Below are 21520 nucleotides of genomic sequence, written 5' to 3' on the forward strand. Positions count from 1 at the left end.
TCTTCCTTCACCTGGCTGAAAGGTGCGTGTTAGGTGGGTCGGGCAAGACTGCCGGGGTTTGCAATCCTGCTCTTTTGGAGATCCACGCATGCTCGGGCTGGTAAAGACCGCACTGCACAAGCCGTACACGTTCATCGTGTTGGCCATATTCATCTGCATCATCGGGCCCATGGCGGCCCTGCGTACGCCCACGGATGTTTTCCCCGATATCGGTATCCCCGTGGTCGCGGTGGTGTGGCAGTACAACGGCCTGTCGCCAGACGCCATGGCCGGCCGGGTGATCTACACCTACGAACGCTCCCTGAGCACCACCGTCAACGACATCGAACACATCGAGTCGCAATCGCTGCCGGGCATGGGCATCGTCAAGATCTTCTTCCAGCCCGGCGTGGATATCCGCACCGCCAATGCCCAGGTCACGGCGGTGTCACAGACCGTGCTCAAGCAGATGCCACCGGGCATCACGCCGCCGCTGATCCTCAACTACAGCGCGTCCACGGTACCGATCCTGCAAATGGCGTTTTCCAGCCCGAGCCTTTCGGAAGCCAAAATCCGCGATTTGGTGCAGAACAATATCCGCCTGCCGCTGAGCGCCCTGCCCGGCCTGGCGATGCCCACGCCGATGGGTGGCAAGCAGCGCCAGATCACCCTCGACCTCGACCCGCAGGCGCTGGCCGCCAAAGGCTTGTCGGCCCAGGACGTCGGCAATGCCCTGGCGTTGCAGAACCAGATCATCCCGGTGGGCACCGCCAAGCTCGGCCCCAACGAATACACGATCCTGCTGAACAACAGCCCCAAGGCGATCGATGAGCTCAATGACTTGCCGATCAAGAGCGTCGACGGCGCGATCATCACCATCGGCCAGGTCGCCCACGTGCGGGACGGCTCGCCGCCGCAGACCAATATCGTGCGCGTCGACGGCCACCGCGCCGTACTGATGCCGGCGTTGAAGAACGGCAGCATTTCGACCCTGTCGATCATCGACGGCATCCGCAACATGCTGCCGCGCATCAACGAAACCCTGCCGCCGTCGCTGAAGACATCGTTCTTGGGCGACGCCTCGGTGTTCGTCAAGCAATCGGTGGGCAGCGTGGCCCAGGAAGGCATCATCGCCGCCCTGCTGACCAGTGCGATGATCCTGCTGTTTCTCGGCAGCTGGCGCTCGACGCTGATCATTGCCGCGTCGATTCCCCTGGCGGTGCTGTCGGCCATCGCGCTGCTGGCGGTCAGCGGGCAAACCCTGAATGTAATGACCCTGGGCGGCCTGGCCCTGGCGGTGGGCATCCTGGTGGACGATGCCACGGTGACCATCGAAAACATCAACTGGCACCTGGAACAAGGCAAGGCGGTGAAGACGGCGATCCTCGACGGCGCCGCACAAATCGTCGGCCCTGCGTTCGTCTCGCTGCTGTGCATCTGCATCGTGTTCGTGCCGATGTTCCTGCTGCAAGGCATCGCCGGGTACCTGTTCCGGCCGATGGCGCTGGCGGTGATCTTTGCCATGGCCAGTTCCTTCATCCTCTCGCGCACCCTGGTGCCGACACTGGCGATGTTCCTGCTCAAGCCCCACACACCCGAGCAAGGCCCGGGGCATCATCCGGAAGATCAATTCATCAACCACCACGAGGGGGAGCAGCACACCAAGCCGCGCAATGCGGTGCTGCAATCGGTGCTGAATTTCCAGCAGGGATTCGAGCGGCACTTCTCCAATATCCGCGACACCTACCATGGCTTGCTGACGCTCGCACTGGGCGCGCGCAAGCGCTTTATCGTCGGCTTTCTCGCCTGCGTGCTGGCCTCGTTCGTGTTGCTGCCGAGCCTGGGCCAGGATTTTTTCCCGGCGACCGATGCCGGAGCACTGGCGCTGCATGTGCGCCTGCCGCTGGGGACGCGTATCGAGGAAAGCGCCGCCGCGTTCGACCGCATCGAAGCGCGCATTCGCGAGGTGATTCCGGCGCAGGAGCTGGACACGATTGTCGACAACATCGGCATTCCCCTCAGCGGTATCGACATGGCCTACAGCAGCAGCGGCACCATCGGCCCGCAGGACGGCGATATCCAGGTCACCCTGAAAAAGGACCATGCGCCCACCGCCGACTACGTCAAAAAACTGCGTGAAGCCCTGCCGCAAAGTTTCCCCGGCAGCCACTTTGCGTTCCTGCCGGCGGACATCAGCAGCCAGATCCTCAACTTCGGCGCGCCGGCCCCGCTGGACGTGAAAATCTCCGGGCGCAGCGACGCAGAAAACCGCGCCTATGCCGTGGAGCTCGAACGGCGCCTGCAACACGTACCCGGCATCGCCGACCTGCGCATCCAGCAATCCACCGGCTACCCGTCGCTGCAGGTGAATGTGGACCGCCTGCGCGCCAATGGCCTGGGTATTACCGAGAAAGACGTGACCAACAGCATGGTCGCCTCCCTCGCCGGCAGCTCCCAGGTGGCGCCGACGTTCTGGCTGAACCCGGCCAATGGCGTGTCCTACTCGATCGTGGCCGCAACGCCGCAATACCGCCTCGACAGCCTGCCCTCGCTGGAGGCCCTGCCGGTGACCGGTGCCGATGGTCAGTCACAAATCCTCGGTGGCGTGGCGAGCATCTCGCGGGTACAAAGCCCGGCGGTGGTGACGCACTACAACATCGAACCCACCCTGGACCTGTACGCCAACGTGCAAGGCCGCGATCTTGGCGGCGTGGCCCGGGATGTGCAAAAAGTGCTGGATGACACCGCGTCCATGCGCCCCAAAGGCGCAACGATCAGCCTGCACGGGCAGATCGATGCACTGCATGAGGCGTTCAGCGGGTTGAGCTTCGGCCTGCTCGGCGCCGTGGTGCTGATCTACCTGCTGATCGTGGTCAACTTCCAGTCCTGGGCCGACCCCTTTGTGATCATCACCGCGTTGCCGGCGGCACTGGCGGGGATCGTGTGGATGCTGTTCCTCAGCGGCACCTCATTATCGGTGCCGGCCCTCACCGGCGCGATTCTGTGCATGGGCGTGGCCACCGCCAACTCGATCCTGGTGGTGAGCTTCTGCCGTGAGCGTCTGGCCGAGCATGGCGATGCACTGAAAGCCGCGATGGAGGCCGGTTACACGCGCTTTCGCCCGGTGTGCATGACCGCCCTGGCGATGATCATCGGCATGCTGCCCCTGGCGCTTTCCGAGGAGCAGAACGCGCCGCTGGGCCGCGCGGTGATCGGCGGCCTGATCTTCGCCACCATCGCCACTTTGTTGTTTGTTCCCGTGGTCTTCAGCCTGGTCCACGGCCGTCACCCTACTCGCGCAACTGCTGGAGAAATGCCCCATGTCGTCTGATCACAAACCCTCGCGCAAGCGTCTGATGCTCCTGGGTGTCGGCGGCCTGACCCTGGCCGCCCTGTTGGTCGCCAACGGCTTGCACGCCCGCACGCTGCATGAACAATCGGTCACCGCCTGGACGGAAACCGCAGCCATTCCCCAAGTGCTGGTGTTCCAGCCCCAACAGAATGCGGCCGGCGATACGCTGCGCTTGCCGGCGCACCTGGAGGCCTGGAGCAAAGCGCCGATCCATGCGCGGGTCAGCGGCTATTTAAAAGACTGGAAAGTCGATATTGGCAGCCAGGTCAAGGCTGGGCAGATCCTGGCGCAAATCGACAGCCCGGACCTGGACCAGCAACTGGCGCAAACCCATGCCCACCTGGTGCAGGAACAGGCCAATGCGCGCCTGGCCGCCACCACCGCAACGCGCTGGCAAAACCTGTTGACCAGCCATTCCGTGTCACGCCAGGAGGCCGACGAAAAAACCTCGAATGCCGCCGCCGCCAAAGCCAATGCCGACGCGGCCGCCGCTGACTATGCGCGGCTGTCCGCGCTGGAAAGCTACAAGACCATCCGAGCGCCCTTCGCCGGCACCATCACCGCGCGTAACACCGATATTGGCCAATTGATCAAGGCCGATACCGACAGCGATCCGGAACTGTTCAGCATTGCCGACACCCACCAATTGCGGCTCTACGTGCCGGTGCCACAGAACTACGCGGCAGTGATCCACCCCGGCCTCGAAGCCGAGCTGACCGTGCCTGAGCACCCAGGCGAACACTTCAAGGCGCGCCTGATCGGCGACTCCACCGCCATCGACCGACGCTCCGGCACCCTGCTCGCGCAGTTCGTCGCCGACAACCCGAACGGTGAACTGCTGCCCGGCGACTATGCCGAAGCCAGCTTGCCGATTCCAGCGGACACCCACGGCGTGAGCATCCCAGCCAGCGCGCTGATCTTCCGGGCCCAGGGCACCCAGGTCGCGGTGCTGGATGGGCAAAACCATGTGCACCTGCAGAACATTCATATCGGCCTGGACCTGGGCGAACGCCTGGTGATCGACCAGGGCCTGAAGCCCGCCGACCGCATCATCGACAACCCGCCCGACGCCCTGCGCGAAGGCGACCCGGTGCAACTGGCTGCCGTCGCCGGGGGTGCCCATGCGCCCAAAGCTTAAATCTGCTGCGGCACTGATGCTGCTGGCGCTGCAAGGGTGCTCCATGGCGCCCGCCTATCAGGTGCCGTTGGTTGACTTGCCGGCGGGTTACCGCGAACAGACCAGCGACGGCCCGTGGCACAGCGCGCAGCCGTCCGACCAACTGGCGCCTCAGTGGTGGAAGCTCTATAACGATCCAACGCTCGATGCGCTGCAGCAGCAACTGCTCAAGGCCAACCCGGACCTGGCCGCGGCGCTGGCGCATTTCGATGCGTCCCAGGCGTTTGCCAGCCAGTTGCATGCGGGGCTGTTCCCACAGATCACCGCCAGCGCACAACCGCTGCGCCAGCGGCAGTCGGATTCGAGGCCGTTGCGCGGCAGCACGCAACCGTCGGTGTACAACAGCGACAGCGCCGGTTTTTCGCTGAGTTACGACCTGGACCTGTGGGGCAAAATTCGTAACCAGGTCGCGGCCGGCGACGCCCAGGCGCAAGCGTCCGGCGATGACTTGGCGGTGGCGCGCCTGAGCCTGCAACATCAACTGGCAACGCTGTATGTGCAACTCAATGGGCTGGATGCGCAGAGCCGGATTCTCAACCGCTCGCTGGACGATTTCAGCCAGGCACTGCAACTCACCCGCAGCCGTTATGAAGGCCAGATCGCCTCGGAGCTGGACCTGACCCGTGCACAAAACCAACTGGCCGAGGCCAAGGCGCAGCTGGATGAAGTGCGCGGGCAGCGCAACCTGACCGAGCATGCCATCGGCGAACTGGTGGGCGTGGCGGCCAGTGACTTCTCACTGCCGCCCACCCCACAATTGATTGCGTTGCCCGGCATTCCATCGCAACTGCCGAGCCACCTGCTGCAACGCCGCCCGGACATCGCGGCAGCAGAACGCCGAGTGTTCGCGGCCAATGCCAACATCGGTGTCGCCAAGGCGGCCTGGTATCCGGATTTCAGCCTGACCGGATTGATTGGCGGCCAGACCCAGGGCGTGGGCAACCTGCTATCGGCGGGCAATCGGTATTGGGCGCTGGGGCCGCTGATGAACCTGCCCATCTTCGATGGCGGACGCTTGAGTGCCAACGAGCGCCAGGCCAAGGCCGAGTTTGAAGAGGCTTCGGCGCAATACCGCAGCCGGGTGCTGAACGCCGTTCGCGAGGTGGAAGACAACCTCGCGCAACTGAGAGATTTGCAGCAGGAGGAGCAGGATGAACAGGCGGCGGCGGATGCGGCGCAGCATACCCAAGCCTTGGCGATGAACAGCTATCAGGCCGGTGCGGTGAGTTACCTGGATGTGGTGACCGCACAGACGGCGGCATTGCAGGCGCAGCGGACGTTGCAGGCGGTGCAGACGCGGCAGTTGCAGGCGAGTGTGGGGTTGGTGACGGCGCTGGGGGGTGGCTGGCAGCCGGGGGCCTGATACCGTGCTATAGCGTCAGCTCCGGCCTCATCGGGAGCAAGCCCCCTCCCACATTTCGTTGTGGGCCAGACACAGAATGTATGAACACTGCCGGCCCCCTGTGGGAGGGGGCTTGCTCCCGATAGCGCCCTCCCAGACACATCCTGCCAAAAGCCTACCCACCCCCCCACTGACCACCCAGCTAGCCTCTGATGACACAATCAGAAAGAGGCCAAGGAATGCCTGACTTACCCGCTTCACACCGCCTGCGTATCGGTCGTTACAGCGAGCCGAACCGCATCTACTTGATTACCACCAATACCCATGAACGCATTCGCCTCTTCAGCGATTTCCATCTCGGCCGCCTGGTCGTCTGGCAATTTCGGATCGCTCAATACCAAGGTCTGGCGAACTCCTTGGCATGGGTGATCATGCCCGACCATTTCCACTGGATTATCGAGTTGAAAAAAGGCTCGCTGGCAAACCTGATGTGCCAGGTGAAATCCAAAAGCACACGAACCATCAACGGCGCGACCGGCCGCAAAGGCCGGCTCTGGCAAGAAAGCTTCCACGACCGAGCACTGCGCAAAGAGGATGACCTGGTAAACATGGCCAGGTATGTAGTGGCCAACCCATTGCGAGCGGGCCTGGTCGAGCGGATTGGCGACTACCCATTGTGGGATGCCATCTGGGTCTGACGCTGTATCTGAAGCACACCGTCCAAATGTGGGAGGGTGCTTGCTCCCTCCCACATTTTTAATCACATCTCAGGCCGCAAGCTTGCCGCTGGCAATGGCGGCCGAAGCGGCCAACATGGCGCGCAACAACACCGCACACCCCGCCGCCAAGTCATCCGGCGCAGCATTTTCGATTTCGTTATGGCTGATACCGCCCTCACACGGCACGAAGATCATGCCCGCAGGCCCAAGCTCGGCAATGAAAATCGCGTCGTGCCCTGCCCCGCTGACGATGTCCATGTTCGACAAGCCCAAGCCGTTGGCCGCATCGCGCACGGCGTCGACGCAGCCGTTATCGAAGTACAGCGGTGGGAAGTCAGCGGTCGGCTCCATTTCGAAACTCAAGCCATGCTTGGCACAGGTCTCATCGATCACCTTGCGCACCTGGGCAATCATCGAATCAAGTCGCGCGGGCTCCAGATGACGAAAATCCAGGGTCATGCGCACTTCGCCGGGAATGACATTGCGCGAACCGGGATACGCCTGCAGGCAGCCCACGGTCCCGCAGGCATGGGGCTGATGCCCCAGTGCCGCCGCATTCACCGCAGCCACCACCGCGGCCGCGCCTACCAACGCATCCTTGCGCAGGTGCATCGGCGTAGGCCCCGCGTGTGCTTCAACGCCACGCAGTTTCAGGTCGAACCACTTCTGCCCGAGTGCGCCGAGCACCACGCCAATGGTCTTTTTCTCGTCCTCCAGAATCGGCCCCTGTTCGATATGCGCTTCGAAGTAAGCCCCTACCTTGTGCCCGCTGACCGGGCGAGCGCCCGCATAGCCGATCGCATTCAACGCATCGCCTACGCTCACGCCGTCTGCATCGACCTTGGCCAGGGTATCGGCCAGGCTGAATTTTTCGGCGAACACCCCGGACCCCATCATGCAGGGTGGAAAGCGCGAGCCTTCTTCGTTGGTCCACACCACCACTTCCAGCGGCGCCTCGGTTTCAAGCTTGAGGTCGTTGAGGGTGCGCAGCACTTCCACACCGGCCAGCACGCCGAAGCAACCGTCGAACTTGCCGCCAGTGGGCTGGGTGTCGATATGGCTGCCGGTCATCACCGGTGGCAGGTCAGGGTTGCGCCCCGGGCGTCGGGCGAAGATATTGCCGATGCCATCGACGGTTACCGTGCAACCGGCCTGCTCACACCACTGCACGAACAGGTCGCGGGCCTTGCGGTCGAGGTCGGTGAGGGCCAGCCGGCACACACCGCCTTTGGGGGTGGCGCCGAGCTTGGCCAGGTCCATCAGCGACTGCCACAAGCGGTCGCGGTTGATGTGCTGATGGGTCGATTGCAGAACGTCGAGGGCAGCGTTCATGGGGATCTCCTCAGGCTGAGTTTTTCTTAAGATTGGAACACGGTCCAATGTGGGAGGGGGCAAGCCCCCTCCCACATTGGGTTCGCATTCCACTTGCGTTACAGCGCGGACTTCGCCGGTATCGAGGTGATTGCGCGCCGGGCATTCAAGCCGTAATACAACACCCCGCCCAACGCCGAACCGGTAAACCAGCCGTAGCTGTAGAACCAGCTGAACGCATCGCTGCCCAGCGACAGCAAGGTCAGCGCCACCGGTACGCCAAACGCGATGAACCCACTCCAGTTCCAGGCCGGGTACACGTCGTCACGGTAGAGCCCCGCCAGGTCCAGCTGCTGTTTGCGGGTAATGAAGTAGTCCACCACCATGATTCCGGCAATCGGCCCCAGCAGGCTGGAGTAGCCGAGCAACCAGTTGGAATACACCGTCTCCAGGCTGACATCGGAAACGATCAGCCCGAGTTTTTTCAGCAACTCATGGGCCATCAGCGCCAACCCCACCAGCCCGGTCAGCATCACGGCCTTGGTGCGGTTGATCAGCTTGGGCGCAAGGTTCTGGAAGTCATTGGTCGGCGAGACAATGTTCGCCGCCGTGTTGGTCGACAAGGTAGCGATGATGATCAGCGCCATGGCAATGGCGACCCACACCGGGCTCTGGATATGGCCGATCAGGCTGACCGGGTCGGACACGCTGACGCCCACCAGCTTCACCGAAGCGGCCGTCATGATCACCCCCAGGGAGGCGAACAGGAACATGGTCAGCGGCAGGCCGAAAATCTGCCCCAGAATCTGGTCTTTCTGGCTTTTGGCGTAGCGGCTGAAGTCCGGGATATTCAACGACAAGGTCGCCCAGAAACCCACCATCGCCGTCAGGCCGGCCATGAAGTAACCGGTGAGGCTCGCCCCTTCAGGACGCTTGGGCGGGATCGCCATCAGTTCGCTGATCGACACGTTCGGCATCGCCCACACCAGCAAGCCGATTCCCACCGCGACCAGCAGCGGCGCCGACAGGGTTTCCAGGCGCTTGATCGACTCGGCGCCGCGCAACACCACCCACAGATTGAGGGTCCAGAACAGCATGAAACCAATCACCTCACCGGTGCCGCCGAGGGATTTCCAGCCCTCGAAAATCGAGCCGAGAAACAGGTGAATCGCCAACCCGCCGAACAGGGTTTGAATGCCAAACCAGCCGCACGCCACCAACGCCCGAATCAGACACGGCACATTGGAACCAAGGATGCCGAAGGATGAGCGCAACAGCACCGGAAACGGAATGCCGTACTTGGTACCGGGAAACGCATTGAGGGTCAGCGGGATGAGCACCACGATGTTGGCCAGTAGAATCGCGATCAGCGCCTCGCCCACCGACAACCCGAAGTACGCGGTGAGCACGCCGCCCAGGGTGTAGGTCGGCACGCAGATCGACATGCCGACCCACAGCGCGGTGATATGCCAGGTGTTCCAGGTACGTTCGTGCACCTTGGTCGGTGCCATGTCGTGGTTGTAGCGAGGGCTGTCGAGGACGTCGGGGCCGGCGTCGAGTTCGTACAGGCCGTTACGCTCAATGACTTGCGATCTGTTCTGTTGCATGGCCGCTCCACGGTTTTTTTTAAAATTATTGTTGCTCACCTGCCCAGCTAAGGCAGGCGGCCGGAGTACCTCGTTTACAACATGACATCTCAGGCCCGGCCAGGCGCCACTGCACTCAATAACCGTGCCGACCACCACTTCCCGACCCACACTTCCACTATAACTGGCTGATGTTTATCAGCTTTATCTCATTGACCGATTGCGTCTTCGAAACTTGCCACGCGACTCAGTCGGCATAGCACGCAAGTTGTACGAACCCGCTGGACTCAATCTGGTGCGACACAATTATTTTTATTTCCTGGCGCCGTCAAGCGCCGTCTCTCAACCGGCTGATTTGCAATAAGAAATGTTGCTCAAATCGGCAACCTGTCAAGTGCGTCAAAATGGTGTCTGGCTGCTTCATTTTGGTGAATTGCATTTTTTATCTATATAAATCAGATATTTATAATTGTTATAAGCTTAATAAAAATATTCTTGCCCAATCGAAAAACTCGGGCTAGTTTCTATTCCTGTCACCGATGACAGGAATTATCCGACCATCGGCGCGCCGTATTACAACACTTAGAACTGGCACAAGCCGGTCAAGCCTGTGAGGAACTCGACATGTCGCTGTTGATCCGTGGCGCCACCGTTATTACCCATGATGAAAGTTACCGCGCCGATGTGTTATGCGCAGGCAGTCTGATCCGTGCTATTGGCACGAACCTGGATATTCCGGCCGGCACCGAAGTACTCGATGGCAGTGGCCAGTACTTGATGCCCGGTGGTATCGACCCCCATACCCATATGCAACTACCGTTCATGGGCACCGTGGCCAGTGAAGACTTTTTCAGTGGCACGGCGGCGGGCCTGGCCGGCGGCACCACCTCGATCATCGACTTTGTAATCCCCAATCCGCAGCAGTCCTTGATGGAGGCGTTCCATCAGTGGCGCGGCTGGGCCGAGAAATCGGCGTCCGACTATGGCTTTCATGTGGCAATCACCTGGTGGAGCGAACAGGTCCGCGAGGAAATGGCCGAACTGGTCAGCCATCACGGCATCAACAGCTTCAAGCATTTCATGGCCTACAAGAACGCGATCATGGCGGCCGACGACACCCTGGTGGCCAGTTTCGAGCGCTGTCTGGAATTGGGTGCGGTGCCCACGGTACATGCGGAAAACGGCGAACTGGTTTATCACCTGCAACGCAAGCTGATGGCCCAGGGCATCACCGGGCCGGAAGCGCATCCACTGTCGCGGCCTTCCCAGGTCGAAGGCGAAGCGGCCAGCCGTGCGATCCGCATCGCCGAGACCATCGGCACGCCGTTGTACCTGGTGCACGTCTCCACCCGGGAAGCGCTGGACGAAATCACCTACGCCCGCAGCAAAGGGCAGCCGGTCTACGGCGAAGTGCTCGCCGGCCACTTGCTGCTCGACGACAGCGTCTATCAACACCCCGACTGGCAGACCGCAGCAGGCTACGTGATGAGCCCGCCGTTTCGTCCGCGCGGGCATCAGGAGGCGCTGTGGCACGGCTTGCAAGCCGGCAACCTGCACACCACCGCCACCGACCACTGCTGCTTCTGCGCCGAGCAAAAGGCCGCCGGGCGTGACGACTTCAGCAAGATCCCCAACGGCACCGCCGGTATCGAAGACCGCATGGCGCTGCTGTGGCACGAAGGCGTGAATACCGGGCGCCTGTCGATGCAGGAATTCGTCGCGCTGACCTCCACCAACACCGCGAAGATCTTCAACCTCTACCCGCGCAAAGGCGCGATTCGCGTAGGCGCCGATGCCGACCTGGTGCTGTGGGACCCCGAAGGCACGCGCACCATCTCCGCCAAGACCCACCATCAACAGGTCGACTTCAACATCTTCGAAGGCAAGACCGTACGCGGCGTACCGAGCCACACCATCAGCCAGGGCAAGCTGGTCTGGGCCGATGGCGACCTGCGCGCCGAACGTGGCGCCGGGCGCTATGTGCAGCGGCCGGCGTATCCGTCGGTGTTCGAGCAGTTGAGCAAACGGGCGGAGCAGTCCAGGCCCACTGCTGTGAAACGCTGAGACCGTTATCGGGGGCAAGTCGAATCGTCGCACCGCCCCTCCCACACTTGACTGTGTAAACCCGATCAAATGTGGGAGGGGGCTTGCCCCCGATGGGTCCAGTACAGGCAACAAAAATGCCCGCTCAGAGGCAATCCAGAAAAAACCGTGAGGCCACCACCGTGATCCAGACCCTGACCCACCTCCCCCGTCCCCATGAAGACGGGCCCACCCTCGCCAGCCATTTCACCGACCTGGCACCGCCTCTCAACGCCCGCCAGGCGCAACTGGAAGCCTCGCGCTGCCTGTATTGCTACGACGCCCCCTGCATCAACGCGTGCCCCAGCGACATCGATATCCCGTCGTTCATCCGCAATATCCACACCGAAAACGTCCAGGGCGCGGCGCAGACAATCCTCTCAGCCAATATTCTCGGCGGCAGTTGCGCACGGGTCTGCCCCACCGAGATCCTGTGCCAGCAAGCCTGCGTGCGGAACAATGCCGAAGAATGCGCCCCGGTGCTGATCGGCCTGCTGCAACGCTACGCGGTGGACAACGCCCATTTCAGCCAACACCCCTTCCAGCGCGCGGCGCTCACCGGCAAACGCATCGCCGTGGTCGGCGCCGGGCCGGCGGGCCTGGCCTGCGCTCACCGCGCGGCGCTGCACGGCCATGACGTGGTGATCTTCGAAGCGCGGGAAAAAGCCGGCGGCTTGAACGAATACGGGATCGCCAAGTATAAGCTGGTGGATGACTTCGCCCAGAAGGAACTGGATTTCCTGCTGCAGATCGGCGGCATCGAAATTTGTCACGGCCAGCGCCTGGGGGACAACCTCTCCCTCAGCGAACTGCACGCGCAGTTCGACGCGGTGTTCCTCGGCCTCGGCCTGGCGGCCAGCAAACACCTGGGCCTGCCCCACGAGGACGCCCCCGGCCTGCTCGCCGCCACCGACTACATCCGCGAACTGCGCCAGGCCGATGACCTCACCCAACTGCCCCTGGCCGACCGCTGCATCGTGCTCGGCGCCGGCAATACCGCCATCGACATGGCCGTGCAAATGGCCCGCCTCGGTGCGCGGGATGTGAACCTCGTGTACCGCCGTGGCCTGGCCGACATGGGCGCGACCCAGCATGAGCAGGACATCGCCAAGGCCAATCAGGTACGCCTGCTGACCTGGGCCCAACCGGAACAGGTGTTGCTCGATGATCAAGGGCACGTACGCGGTATGCGCTTTGCCCGCACCCGCATGGACAACGGTCGCCTGCACCCCACCGGAGAAACCTTCGAGCTGGCCGCAAACGCCATTTTCAAGGCCATCGGCCAGGGCTTTGCCAGCGAAGCGCTGCACGACCCGCTGGCCCAGCAACTGCACCGCGTGGGCGAACGCATCTTCGTCGACGAACATCTGCGCACCAGCATTCCCGGGGTGTATGCCGGCGGTGACTGCGTCAGCCTCGGCCAGGACCTTACCGTGCAGGCGGTGCAACACGGCAAGCTGGCCGCCGAGGCCATGCACGCCCAACTCATGCTCAATGTGGAGGCCGCGTAATGGCTGATCTCTCGATTGTGTTCGCCGGCATCAAAGCCCCCAACCCGTTCTGGCTGGCCTCCGCGCCGCCCACCGACAAGGCCTACAACGTGGTGCGCGCGTTCGAGGCCGGCTGGGGCGGCGTGGTCTGGAAAACCCTGGGCGAAGACCCGGCGGCCGTCAACGTGTCGTCGCGCTACTCGGCCCACTACGGGGCCAATCGCGAAGTGCTGGGCATCAATAATATCGAGCTGATCACCGACCGCTCCCTGGAGATCAACCTGCGCGAAATCACCCAGGTGAAAAAGGACTGGCCGGACCGCGCCTTGATCGTGTCGCTGATGGTGCCGTGTGTAGAGGAATCCTGGAAAAACATTCTGCCGCTGGTAGAAGCCACCGGCTGCGACGGCATCGAGCTGAATTTCGGCTGCCCCCACGGCATGCCCGAACGCGGCATGGGCGCGGCGGTGGGCCAGGTACCGGAATATGTGGAACAGGTGACGCGCTGGTGCAAGACCTATTGCTCACTGCCGGTGATCGTCAAGCTCACGCCCAACATCACCGACATCCGCGTGGCTGCGCGAGCGGCGTATCGCGGCGGCGCGGACGCGGTGTCGCTGATCAACACCATCAATTCCATCACCAGCGTCGACCTGGAGCGCATGGTCGCCCTGCCCATGGTCGGCAGCCAAAGCACCCATGGCGGCTACTGCGGCTCGGCGGTGAAGCCGATTGCGTTGAACATGGTCGCCGAAATCGCCCGTGACCCGCAGACCCAAGGCCTGCCGATCTGCGGTATCGGCGGCATCGGCAACTGGCGGGACGCCGCGGAATTCGTCGCCTTAGGGTGCGGCGCGGTGCAGGTGTGCACGGCGGCGATGCTGCATGGGTTTCGCATCGTTGAAGAAATGAAGGATGGCTTGTCGCGGTGGATGGACGGCCAGGGCTACACCAGCTTGCAGGAATTTTCCGGGCGAGCGGTGGGCAACACCACGGATTGGAAATACCTGGATATCAACTATCAGGTAATCGCCAACATCGACCAGGCGGCCTGCATTGGCTGCGGGCGCTGCCACATCGCCTGTGAGGACACGTCGCACCAGGCCATCGCCAGTTTGAAGCAGGCCGATGGCACGCATAAATATGAGGTGATCGACGATGAGTGCGTGGGTTGCAATTTGTGCCAGATCACCTGCCCGGTGGCCGATTGCATCGAGATGGTGCCGATTGATACAGGCAAGCCGTTTTTGAACTGGACTCAGGATCCGCGTAATCCTTATCGGGAGGCTGTGTAGTCCTGTAGACCGCTATCGGGGGCAAGTCGAATCGTCGCACCGCCCCTCCCACATTTGATCGGGTTCACACAGATCCAGTGTGGGAGGGGGCTTGCCCCCGATGAGGCCTTCAAGCTCACCCCAGCATTCAAGGCTCCAGCCCGATCCCACGCAATATCACCCCGGTCACCGTCTGTATCGCCCGCTCAAACTGCATGTCCGACAACGGCTGGTGATCATTCAGGATATTCACCTGGTGATCGAAGTCAGCATAGTGCTGGGTCGACGCCCAGATCATATACAGCAGGCTCGACGGCTCCACCGGCAGGATGCGTTTGTCTTCCACCCAATGGCGAATTTTCGCTTCCTTCATCTTGGCCCAGTCGTACAGGCTTTCATCCAGAGCCTCACCCAGCGTGGGCGCACCGTGGATGATTTCATTGGCCCAGACTTTCGAGCCATAGGGCCGTGTGCGCGAGCGTTGCATCTTGGCGCGAATGTAGCTGCTGAGGACCACCCGTGGGTCATCGAAGGTCTCGAAGCTCAGGGCGTCCTGTTTCCACACTTCCAGCAGGTCGAACAGCACGGCGCTGTACAGCTCGCTCTTGGTGGTGAAGTAGTAATGCAGATTCGAGCGCGGCAGTTGCGCCTCTTGGGCGATGTCGGCCATGGCGGTGCTGCCGTAGCCTTTTTCAGCGAAGACTTTCTCCGCAGCCAGCAGGATTTTCTCGACGTTGGCCCGTCGAATTCCGATCTTGTGATTGCCCATAAGGGCTCCCTGACAACAACACGAGCTAAAGACTACCATCGGCTCTAGATCGGGGCGACACGCCGAACCGAAACTTCGTACACTGCCGGCTTCTATCCTCTGATTGGTATTGAACAATGTTGATCAAGAAGTCCCTGACCACCGTCGCCCTGCTCGCCTCCCTGCTGGGCGCTTCTGCGGCCTTTGCCCACGCCCACCTTAAAAGCGCCACGCCGGCGGCCGACAGCAGCGTTGCCGCCCCGAGCGATCTGCGCCTGACGTTCAGCGAAGGCGTCGAAGCGACTTTCACCAAGGTGTCCCTGAGCAAGGACGGCACGGAAATCGCGATCAAGGGCCTGGAAACCCCGGACGCCGACAAGAAAACCCTGGTGGTCACCCCGGCCGCCCCGCTGGCGGCCGGTACTTATAAGGTCGAGTGGCACGCGGTGTCCGTCGACACCCACAAAAGCGAAGGCACCTACAGCTTCAAGGTCGGCCAGTAATCCATGGTGACCCTGCTGGTGCTGTGCCGTTTTGTGCATTTCATCGTGGTGCTGTTGATGTTCGGGGCCAGTGTGTTCAGGCCCCTGTTGCTCGGCGCGGCTGCGCAACCGGCACTCGACCGGCAGCTGCTGCGCATTACCCGTGGGCTGGCGTGGCTGGGACTGGGCTCCGGGGTCGCCTGGTTGCTGTTGATCACCGCGAGCATGGCCGGCCGTTGGGACGCGGCATTGCAGCCGGCCACTGTGGCGCTGGTGCTGGGCAAGACCTTCTTTGGGCAGGTGTGGGTGTGGCATTTGCTGCTTAACCTGGCGCTGGTCATCGTACTGGTCAAACCCTGGGCCGCACTGCGCCTGCCGCTGGTCGCGCTGTTGCTGGCGACGCTGGCGCCGGTCGGGCATGGCGCCATGCTCGATGGGCTCAGCGGGCGACTGTTGATCCTCAACCAAGTGGTGCACTTGATGTGCGTCGGCGCATGGCTTGGGGGCTTGCTGGTGCTGGTGCTGATCCTCATGCAACCCTCCCGCTTTGCGCTGCAGCCCATCCTGCGGCGCTTCAGTGGCGTGGGCTATGGCTTGGTCGCCGGCCTGCTGGTGACCGGCTTGATCAACGTACGCGTGCTCACCGGCCAACTGTGGCCTACCCCGCTGTTCGAAGGGTTCGCCTTGATTCTGCTGATCAAGGTGCTGCTGGTGCTGGGCATGTTGGCGCTGGCGTTGCTGAACCGATTGCGCCTGGAACAGTGCGAACAACGTGTGAGCAGCTTGAAGGCCAGCGTGATGATGGAATGGTTACTAGGTGTTGCAGCGGTGGCGGCGGTTTCCCTGCTCGGCACCCTGCCACCGATGGTCATGGCCGGCTGACACCCCGCCATTCTTATGTTGTCACCCATCAAATGTGGGAGGGGGCTTGCCCCCGATGACGGTGTGTCTGTGAATACATTTCTCACTGAACCACCGCTATCGGGGGCAAGCCCCCTCCCACATTTGACTGTATCCGCTTTTTATTCGGGCCGAGCAAGTCATCCTATAACTTCTGCTTGACACACCTTCAAAACCCCGTAAATATCCCGCTCAATGTTGTACGACAACGTATGACAAATAATAAAAACAACAAAAGAAAAGGGAGCCTCACTGTGCGTCAATTCGCCCGCAATTCCTCCTATCGCCTCGGCCTTATCAGTCTCGGCAGCCTCGCATTCACCTTGCCTCTCACGACCCACGCCGATGGGTTTGTCGAAGACGCCAAAGCCACGCTCAACCTGCGCAACGCCTACTTCAACCGCAACTTTACCAACCCCGCCAATGCCCAGGGCAAGGCCGAAGAATGGACGCAGAACTTCATTCTGGACGCCCGCTCCGGCTACACCCGCGGTACGGTAGGATTCGGCATTGACGTGCTGGGTTTGTACTCGCAGAAGCTCGATGGCGGCAAAGGCACCGCAGGCACCCAATTGCTGCCGGTGCACGATGATGGTCGCCCCGCCGACAACTTCGGACGCCTGGGCGTCGCGTTGAAAACCAAGCTGTCGAAGACGGAATTGAAGGTCGGCGAATGGATGCCGGTGTTGCCGATCCTGCGCTCCGATGACGGGCGCTCCCTGCCCCAGACCTTCCGCGGCGGCCAGGTGACCTCCAACGAGATCGCCGGCCTGACCCTCTACGGCGGCCAGTTCCGCGGCAACAGCCCGCGCAACGACGCGAGCATGGAAGACATGTTCATGAACGGCAAAGCCGCGTTCACCTCCGACCGGTTCAACTTCGGCGGCGGCGAATACACCTTCAATGACAAGCGCACCCAGGTCGGCCTGTGGTACGCCGAGCTCACCGATATCTACCAGCAGCAGTACCTCAACCTCACCCACAGCCAGCCGGTCGGCGACTGGACCCTGGGCGCCAACCTCGGCTTCTTCAATGGCAAGGAAGACGGCAGCGCGCTGGCCGGCGACCTCGATAACAAGACCGTGTTCGCCCTGCTGTCGGCCAAGTACAACGGCAACACCTTCTACGTGGGCCTGCAGAAACTCACCGGCGACAGCCTGTGGATGCGGGTCAACGGCACCAGCGGCGGCACGCTGGCCAACGACAGCTACAACTCCAGCTATGACAACGCCAAGGAAAAATCCTGGCAGGTGCGCCATGACTTCAACTTTGTGGTGCTTGGCATTCCTGGCTTGACCATGATGAACCGCTACATCAGCGGCAGTAACGTGCACACCGGGGCAATCACCGATGGCAAGGAATGGGGCCGCGAGTCGGAACTGGCCTACACCGTGCAAAGCGGTGCGCTGAAAGACTTGAACGTCAAATGGCGCAACTCGACCATGCGTCGGGACTTCAGCAATAACGAATTCGACGAAAACCGGATCTTTATCAGCTATCCAATTTCGTTGCTTTAAAAGTTGCCGATCATCTAAAAAACACCGCAAAACAATGTGGGAGGGGCTTGCCCCCGATGGCGATGTATCAGCCACCGAATGCACTGCTGAAACACCGCCATCGGGAGCAATCCCCCTCCCACAATTGGTCTCACTCAGTTGCAAGAACGTTGACAACCTGGGGATCCCTAACAATACTTCGGCATAGTCATACGACAACCTACAACAAAAACTGGAATACCCATGACCACCACTACGCCCGCTCCCTTCAACCGCATCCTGCTCACCGGCGCCGCCGGTGGCCTGGGTAAAGTCCTGCGCGAACGCATGCGCCCCTACGCCCAGGTGCTGCGCCTGTCGGACATCGCCGACATGGCCCCCGCCGCTGCCCATGAAGAAGTGCAAACCTGCGATCTTTCCGACAAACAGGCCGTGCACCATCTGGTGGAAGGCGTCGACGCGATCCTGCATTTCGGTGGCGTGTCAGTGGAGCGCCCCTTTGAAGAAGTGCTCGGCGCGAACATCAGCGGCATTTTCCATATCTACGAAGCTGCGCGCCGTCACGGGGTCAAGCGTGTGATCTTCGCCAGCTCCAACCATGTGATCGGTTTCTACAAACAGGGCGAAAAACTCGACGCCCAATCGCCACGTCGCCCGGACAGCTACTACGGCCTGTCCAAGTCCTATGGCGAAGACATGGCGAGTTTCTACTTCGACCGCTACGGCATCGAGACCGTGAGCATCCGTATCGGCTCCTCGTTCCCGGAGCCGCAGAACCGCCGGATGATGCACACCTGGCTGAGCTTCGACGACCTGACCCAACTGCTCGAACGCGCGCTGTACACGCCGAACGTCGGCCACACCGTGGTCTACGGCGTGTCGGATAACCTGGACACCTGGTGGGACAACCGCTACGCCGCCCACCTGGGCTTTGCGCCCAAGGACAGCTCCGAAGTGTTCCGCGCCCAGGTCGAGGCCCAGCCGCCAGTGGCTGACAACGATCCGGCAAAAATCTACCAGGGCGGCGCGTTCTGCGCGGCGGGCCCCTTCGGTGACTGAGTTCACCGCAACCTGAAGGGAATGAGCGGCCATGAATGCAGAATTGATTGTCGACGCCCGCAACGCCGTGGGCGAATGCCCGGTGTGGGTGCCCGAAGAAAACGCGTTGTACTGGGTGGACATTCCCAACGGTCGCTTGCAGCGCTGGGACGCGGGCACCGGCCTGGTCGCAACGTGGCAAGCCCCCGAGATGCTCGCCTGCATTGCGCGCACCGACACAGGCAACTGGGTGGCCGGCATGGAGACCGGCTTTTTCCAGCTGACCCCGCACAGCGATGGCAGCCTCGACACCACGTTATTGGCCGGCGTCGACCATCCACGCGCCGACATGCGCCTCAACGACGGCCGCTGTGACCGCCAGGGCCGTTTCTGGGCCGGCAGCATGGTGCTGGACATGGGCCAGAATGCCACCGAAGGCAGCCTTTATCGTTTCGTGTCTGGCGCTGCGCCCCATGCCGAGCTGGGCGGTTTCATCACCCTCAACGGCCTGGCGTTCAGCCCCGATGGCCGCACGATGTATGCCTCGGATTCACACCCCCTGGTGCAGCAGATCTGGGCCTTCGATTACGACATCGAGAGCGGCACGCCGTCCAACCGTCGTGTATTCGTCGACATGCACAACCACCTAGGTCGGCCCGACGGCGCAGCCGTGGACGCGGACGGCTGCTACTGGATCTGCGCCAACGATGCTGGCCTGGTTCACCGCTTCACCCCGGACGGTCGCCTCGACCAGTCGCTGCCTGTACCGGTGAAAAAACCCACCATGTGCGCCTTTGGCGGCAGTCGCCTGGACACCTTGTACGTCACCTCGATCCGTGACGACGCGAGTGAACACTCGCTGTCCGGCGGCGTGTTCGCCCTCAACCCCGGCGTCCAGGGTCTACCCGAACCCCACTTCATCCTCTAGCTGTATCGCTGTGCCTTGAATACAACAATAACAAGACAGGAGAGACCTTCCATGGACTTCAAACGCACCTTGCTCGCCGCAACACTCGTCGCCCTCAGCAGCGCCGCCCACGCGCTGGAAATCAAGTTCGCCGACATTCACCCCGCCGGCTACCCCACCGTCGTCGCCGAAGAAAACATGGGCAAGGCCCTGACCAAGGAAAGCAACGGCGAACTGACCTTCAAATACTTCCCAGGCGGCGTGCTGGGCTCGGAAAAGGAAGTGGTGGAACAGGCCCAGGTCGGCGCCGTGCAGATGACCCGCGTCAGCCTCGGCATCGTCGGCCCGGTGGTGCCGGACGTCAACGTGTTCAACCTGCCCTTCGTGTTCCGCGACCAGGCGCATATGCGCAAGGTCATCGACGGCGAGATTGGCGACGAGATCCTCGCCAAGATTACCGATTCCGAGTTCGGCCTGGTCGCCCTGGCCTGGATGGACGGCGGCACGCGCAACCTCTACACCAAGAAACCGGTGCGCAAGATCGAAGATCTCAAGGGCATGAAGATTCGCGTGCAGGGCAACCCGCTGTTCATCGATGCCTTCAACGCGATGGGCGCCAACGGCATCGCCATGGACACCGGCGAGATCTTCAGTGCGCTGCAGACCGGCGTGATCGACGGCGCGGAAAACAACCCGCCGACGCTGCTGGAGCACAACCATTTCCAGAACGCCAAGTACTACACCCTCACCGAGCATTTGATCCTGCCCGAGCCCATCGTGATGTCGAAAATCACCTGGAACAAGCTCACCCCCGCGCAGCAGGACATGGTCAGGAAAGCCGCCAAGGCCGCCCAGGCTGACGAGCGCGTGCTGTGGGACGCCAAGTCCGCCAGCAGCGAAGAAAAGCTCAAGAAGGCCGGAGTGGAATTCATCACGGTCGACAAGAAACCCTTCTATGACGCCACCGCACAGGTTCGCGCCAAGTACGGTGCGCCGTACGCCGACATCATCAAGCGTATCGACGCCGTTCAATAACGCCCTCCTCCCTGACAAGGCCCGGCGCGGCCCGCTGCACTTGCAGCGATCCGCGCCCGGTTACGGTGAACGCCATGAAGAATCTGGTGCTGCGCATCAATGACCGCATTTACATGACCTGTATCTGGGTCGCCGGCCTCTCGGTACTGGGGGTCGCACTGATCATTCCCTGGGGCATTTTCGCCCGCTACATCCTCGGCACCGGTTCAAGCTGGCCGGAGCCCACCGCCATCCTGCTGATGCTGGTCTTCACCTTTATCGGCGCCGCCGCCAGCTACCGCGCCGGTGCGCATATGTCGGTGGCGATGATCACCGACCGCCTGCCCCCCGCCCAGCGCCGCGTCGTCGGCATTGTGTCGCAACTGCTGATGGGCACTATCTGCCTGTTCATGACGATCTGGGGTACCAAGCTGTGCCTGTCCACCTGGAACCAGTTCATGAGCGCCATCCCTACGCTGCGGGTGGGCATTACCTACATGCCGATCCCGATTGGCGGCGTGCTGACCTTGATATTCGTGGTGGAAAAACTGCTGCTGGGCGACCAGAGCAACCGGCGCGTGGTGCGCTTCGATCTGGTTGAAGAAAGCGAAGGGGCCGCCTGA

At 62.0% G+C, this 21520-nt stretch carries 17 protein-coding genes; 14 read left to right on the plus strand and 3 right to left on the minus strand.

The annotated features are described in order from the left end of the window. Positions 1-88 precede the first annotated feature (88 nt). The 4 genes from C4J94_RS16950 (at position 89) to C4J94_RS16965 (ending at position 6548) form a co-directional block, all read left to right on the plus strand. Positions 89-3310 carry an efflux RND transporter permease subunit gene (locus C4J94_RS16950; RefSeq protein WP_124387229.1) on the plus strand — a complete coding sequence of 1074 codons (3222 nt, stop codon included), beginning with the start codon at positions 89-91 and terminating at the stop codon, positions 3308-3310. Next, positions 3300-4469 (plus strand): efflux RND transporter periplasmic adaptor subunit, encoded by a 1170-nt coding sequence (locus C4J94_RS16955; RefSeq protein ID WP_124387230.1) that lies wholly within the window; start codon positions 3300-3302, stop codon positions 4467-4469. The genes C4J94_RS16950 and C4J94_RS16955 overlap by 11 nt, the downstream gene beginning before the upstream one ends. After that, complete coding sequence (locus C4J94_RS16960) at positions 4453-5871, plus strand: efflux transporter outer membrane subunit (RefSeq protein ID WP_124387231.1); 1419 nt, start codon at positions 4453-4455, stop codon at positions 5869-5871. Before C4J94_RS16955 ends, C4J94_RS16960 begins: the two co-directional genes overlap by 17 nt. Positions 5872-6089: 218 nt before the next feature. Then, positions 6090-6548, plus strand: a complete 459-nt coding sequence (locus tag C4J94_RS16965; protein WP_124387232.1) for a transposase — start codon at positions 6090-6092, stop codon at positions 6546-6548. Between the two features lie 69 nt (positions 6549-6617). On the opposite strand, the gene C4J94_RS16970 is transcribed toward C4J94_RS16965, so the two are convergent. Both C4J94_RS16970 and C4J94_RS16975 read right to left on the minus strand, forming a co-directional pair. Further along, positions 6618-7901, minus strand: coding sequence for a Zn-dependent hydrolase (locus C4J94_RS16970; protein ID WP_124387233.1), 1284 nt, complete (start codon positions 7899-7901; stop codon positions 6618-6620). 98 nt (positions 7902-7999) lie between these two features. Continuing rightward, positions 8000-9487: an NCS1 family nucleobase:cation symporter-1 gene (locus tag C4J94_RS16975; protein WP_124387234.1), complete on the minus strand. Its 1488-nt coding sequence runs from the start codon at positions 9485-9487 to the stop codon at positions 8000-8002. A 603-nt stretch (positions 9488-10090) separates the two neighbouring features. Between C4J94_RS16975 and hydA the strand changes: the two genes are divergently transcribed. From hydA to preA, 3 genes are all read left to right on the plus strand, one after another. Beyond that, the gene (hydA, locus tag C4J94_RS16980; RefSeq protein WP_124387235.1) at positions 10091-11530 is read left to right on the plus strand and encodes a dihydropyrimidinase; all 1440 of its coding nucleotides are present in this window, start codon (positions 10091-10093) and stop codon (positions 11528-11530) included. A gap of 161 nt (positions 11531-11691) precedes the next feature. Further along, a complete protein-coding gene (locus C4J94_RS16985; RefSeq protein WP_124389001.1) occupies positions 11692-13059 on the plus strand; it encodes an NAD(P)-dependent oxidoreductase in 1368 nt (455 codons plus the stop codon). After that, complete coding sequence (gene preA / locus C4J94_RS16990; protein WP_124387236.1) at positions 13059-14333, plus strand: NAD-dependent dihydropyrimidine dehydrogenase subunit PreA; 1275 nt, start codon at positions 13059-13061, stop codon at positions 14331-14333. Before C4J94_RS16985 ends, preA begins: the two co-directional genes overlap by 1 nt. Before the next feature lie 127 nt (positions 14334-14460). Here the strand turns inward: preA and C4J94_RS16995 are convergent, their stop codons facing one another. Next, complete coding sequence (locus C4J94_RS16995; protein ID WP_124387237.1) at positions 14461-15081, minus strand: TetR/AcrR family transcriptional regulator; 621 nt, start codon at positions 15079-15081, stop codon at positions 14461-14463. Positions 15082-15197: 116 nt separating this feature from the next. Between C4J94_RS16995 and copC the strand changes: the two genes are divergently transcribed. The 7 genes from copC (at position 15198) to C4J94_RS17030 (ending at position 21520) form a co-directional block, all read left to right on the plus strand. Beyond that, positions 15198-15563, plus strand: a complete 366-nt coding sequence (copC, locus tag C4J94_RS17000) for a copper homeostasis periplasmic binding protein CopC (RefSeq protein WP_124387238.1) — start codon at positions 15198-15200, stop codon at positions 15561-15563. Positions 15564-15566: 3 nt separating this feature from the next. Beyond that, positions 15567-16424, plus strand: coding sequence for a copper homeostasis membrane protein CopD (gene copD / locus C4J94_RS17005; RefSeq protein WP_124387239.1), 858 nt, complete (start codon positions 15567-15569; stop codon positions 16422-16424). A gap of 272 nt (positions 16425-16696) precedes the next feature. Then, positions 16697-17959 (plus strand): OprD family porin, encoded by a 1263-nt coding sequence (locus C4J94_RS17010; protein ID WP_124387240.1) that lies wholly within the window; start codon positions 16697-16699, stop codon positions 17957-17959. A 222-nt stretch (positions 17960-18181) separates the two neighbouring features. Continuing rightward, a complete protein-coding gene (locus C4J94_RS17015; protein ID WP_124387241.1) occupies positions 18182-18997 on the plus strand; it encodes an NAD(P)-dependent oxidoreductase in 816 nt (271 codons plus the stop codon). A gap of 31 nt (positions 18998-19028) precedes the next feature. After that, complete coding sequence (locus C4J94_RS17020) at positions 19029-19904, plus strand: SMP-30/gluconolactonase/LRE family protein (RefSeq protein WP_124387242.1); 876 nt, start codon at positions 19029-19031, stop codon at positions 19902-19904. A 51-nt stretch (positions 19905-19955) separates the two neighbouring features. Beyond that, on the plus strand, positions 19956-20918 hold the full coding sequence (locus tag C4J94_RS17025; RefSeq protein ID WP_124387243.1) for a TRAP transporter substrate-binding protein: 963 nt from the start codon (positions 19956-19958) through the stop codon (positions 20916-20918). Between the two features lie 74 nt (positions 20919-20992). Next, positions 20993-21520, plus strand: a complete 528-nt coding sequence (locus C4J94_RS17030) for a TRAP transporter small permease (protein WP_124387244.1) — start codon at positions 20993-20995, stop codon at positions 21518-21520.

Origin of the sequence: Pseudomonas sp. R5-89-07 (assembly GCF_003851685.1) — a bacterium.
Lineage (GTDB): Bacteria > Pseudomonadota > Gammaproteobacteria > Pseudomonadales > Pseudomonadaceae > Aquipseudomonas.